Origin of the sequence: Chroococcidiopsis sp. (assembly GCF_051657925.1) — a bacterium.
In the GTDB taxonomy this organism is placed as follows: domain Bacteria; phylum Cyanobacteriota; class Cyanobacteriia; order Cyanobacteriales; family Chroococcidiopsidaceae; genus Chroococcidiopsis.
In genome coordinates this window covers 1-3,041 of record NZ_JBOFLP010000330.1, presented here as the reverse complement: position 1 = coordinate 3,041, position 3,041 = coordinate 1, and the positions used below count along the sequence as shown (strand labels likewise).

Annotated in this window: 4 protein-coding genes; 3 read left to right on the top strand and 1 reads right to left on the bottom strand. The window is 45.1% G+C overall.

Going from position 1 to position 3,041, the window contains the following annotated elements; genetic code table 11:
* Positions 1 to 44: 44 nt before the first annotated feature.
* Positions 45 to 302 carry a hypothetical protein gene (locus ACRC32_RS26470; RefSeq protein WP_438556772.1) on the bottom strand — a complete coding sequence of 86 codons (258 nt, stop codon included), beginning with the start codon at positions 300 to 302 and terminating at the stop codon, positions 45 to 47.
* Between the two features lie 232 nt (positions 303 to 534).
* On the opposite strand from ACRC32_RS26470, the gene ACRC32_RS26465 reads away from it, so the two are divergent.
* The 3 genes from ACRC32_RS26465 to ACRC32_RS26455 all read left to right on the top strand — a co-directional run.
* On the top strand, positions 535 to 705 hold the full coding sequence (locus ACRC32_RS26465; protein ID WP_438553845.1) for a hypothetical protein: 171 nt from the start codon (positions 535 to 537) through the stop codon (positions 703 to 705).
* Between the two features lie 88 nt (positions 706 to 793).
* On the top strand, positions 794 to 1,264 hold the full coding sequence (locus ACRC32_RS26460) for a hypothetical protein (protein ID WP_438556771.1): 471 nt from the start codon (positions 794 to 796) through the stop codon (positions 1,262 to 1,264).
* Positions 1,264 to 3,041, top strand: a 1,778-nt coding sequence (locus ACRC32_RS26455; protein ID WP_438556770.1) for a hypothetical protein, incomplete at its 3' end; no start/stop codon positions are given. The genes ACRC32_RS26460 and ACRC32_RS26455, both read left to right, overlap by 1 nt.

The following is a 3,041-nucleotide window of genomic DNA, read 5'->3' as shown; positions in this document are numbered from 1 at the left end:
TTTGTTTGAACCCACCGCATTTAACGGATGCGGTGGGGATTTACTTAAAATGGTGCGTCTTCCAATTCCGGCTCCCAATGGGAAACCATCTGCCAACCTTGTAACCAAGAACAGCTACTAATTAGAAGTGCGATCGCGTTCTTTGTTGGTTCCATCACTACTACATCAATTGTTCTGTAGGCTGCTGGAACGTCAAACCCCTCTCTATCTACGTAAGACTCAATACTTGCAAGCTCTACAAAATACCTGTAAGTTACAGATTTTGTTTCTACTGCCTCTGGTGCGGTCAATAACTGTGGCATAATGCAATTAACTCCATCTAATGGGTGGGCGATCGCTTAGTTTTGCTGACGGGGCGATCGCTCTAATAATACTGTCTCTAATTAGTATAGCCTGGTTAACCAGATATTGCAAGAACCTCAAACAAAGTTAATAATTGTTTTGACTTATTTTTCGTTTACCTCCCTTTGTAACTAATAAAGGAAGTTGCCAGTTTAGTTTTAGTGCTGGTAAACTAGGACTGGAGGGAAAACTATGGCAAAATTTAAACCAGACGGTGCTAAGGCGTTATCAAGAAAAGTAGTAGGGGTAAAACTGCCCTTGGAGTTGGAAAGCAAACTACGGTCAGCGCATGGCAGCGAATTGAGTAATTGGATAAGAGAAGCGATCGCAGAGAAGCTAGAACGCGAACAGCAATCTGCATAAAAATGTCCACCAATTTGCGTTTTGGTGGACATTTGCCAAAACCTATTAAGTGCGGGTATCTTAGGGAAAGATCGCGCCTTTCTTTGATATGCCGCTCAAGCTTTCTATTGGCTCCCTATCCGTCACCTTTGACAAATTCACCAATACCGATTACCCGCGAATAAGAGTCAACCCAGCAACGGTAGAATATAGTGCAGCCGGAACAGTGGCGCTGGGCGGTGCTTACCATGAGCAAAAGCACCTATGGTCGTTTAATTGCCATTGCGATCGCACCCAACGCAACTTAATAGAAGCGATCGCAGCCGAATTTGACTATCGCCGCCGCAACTTGTTGGACGCAGATATTCTGCTTGAGGACACTACTTCTTTATTGGTAGAAAGAGCGCCCATTACGCGAGCCATAGTAGAGAACACTGCAACCGATAGCATTGCTGAGGGGTACCTATGCTACTATGCAAAGTTTAAAACTGCAATTACGGACGGTCCCAAATTTGTAGAGCAGGGGCGACTTGATGTGTTGAGTTTGACACTAGCAGAAACAATTAAGGTGCTTGCGTAGTGGCAATCAACATCAGCACGAGGAACTACCAATTTCTAGTCAATGGAAAGGATTACACCCCTGCCTTAGTCGAATCGACCAACTGGGCAACAAACAGCATCGACCAAACAGGACTTGTAAAAACTACCGCATCTTTCACCCTCGCTCAAGTTCGTGACTTACCTGGCTCCTTAGACGATCGCCTCAGCCCCGACTGGAATATTGGGCAAAGCGTAAGAATCCAAGTAGCAGATAGTACAGGTGTATTACGCCCACACCCCTGCGGAGCATTGCGGATACTTAGTTCGTCGTGGGACTACGAGACTCGAAGAACCCAAGTAAATTGCGGCTGCTTAATATCTCTGCTATCGTTCAAAGCCCCGACCAATCCCAAGAAACTAGACTTAGAACAAGCGCGCATTACTGACCGCAGCGCGATCGCACAAGAGCTATTACGGTTAGCGGGCATAACTGCGATCGCTGGATTAAATAGCCTACCTTACCCTCTATACTACCCCTTCGATATCTCCGGCAGCTATCTAGAATGCTGCGGTCGGGTACTGTACGCTTGCCTGCGGTTTGGTCGGATAGACGCAAATGAAGTGTTTAGAGTAGAGCCAATCACCCTAAATAATTCTGTATCCTTGCAGTGGCAAATTGGAGGAGATGCGGGTCAAGAACTTTGGTATCGCCGTCTAAGTAATGCTGAATCGCCCAGGGAAGTAATCGAGGTGAGGGGAAGTAGGCAAGTTGGTGAAACCCCTAAGTATCCAATTAGGACTTTTTCTGAGCGCTACGGCGACCCTAAAGTTATAGATCCAGCCTTACTAGGTAGTGGTGTTACTATTTTCGAGCAGCAAAGTGTTATTGAAAACTATACAGAAGGAACGGGAACGCTACTGCGAACAACTAGAAAACTAGAACCAATTGGGTTAATCTTGCCTAACACGCAATCAGTTTTCAAAACGTCGTTGATTGAGTCTTTCTATGAAGTATTAACTTACAAATACGAAACGAATGAGGAGGGTAAGCTAACTAAAGTTTATGGCGACGTTTACCGCGTCAGGGGCGAAGTTCTCAAAGAGTATTACGAGTATTTAGACTCAATTGGAAACACTGGTTACAGTAATTCAGGAATATTCCTTGCTGAAACTTACACTATAGATTACTTCTACGACACAAAGGATAGAGTAAGTAAGATTTATACGACTAGATATAGAAGCAAAGGCGAACTGCTATCAGGATTAGATACCGATTGGAGTTATGCCCTAGGGGTAACACCTGATGGATTGGTACTAGCAGAAACTAGCACCGAATCTTGGAAACGAAAACCTAATAACTTTTGGGAACACCGCATCAGCAATTACAAAACAGCAGGGGTAGTAAATCCAAGCTTTTTCAGTAGTCAAGTAAAACCGGAGGATATGACTGATGAATTGTTTGAGGATAACCAGAGAAGTCAACAATTAAGCCTTATTCCTGACAACAACGCCTCACTATTCGAGCGCTCTAATTCTGGGCAAACCGTACCGCCCGCCGCCGAGCGCAAGCCGCAGGAAGTAGTAACAAATTCTGAGTCTGTATGTGGCAAAGCTATATTTTCCCTGTACGGTGGCAACCCCTATAAAGAGAAAGAGCGATCGTATTCGGTAGAGTATTTGGGCGATCGCAAACGTGGCATCAATGAAGATACTGGCGAGGGAATAATAGAGGACGAAGAACCGTGTGATAACGAGCAGGCGAAGGCGATCGCATCCCTTGAAGGAGCGTTGCTTGCTGGCAGGTTTAAAGGGCAAGA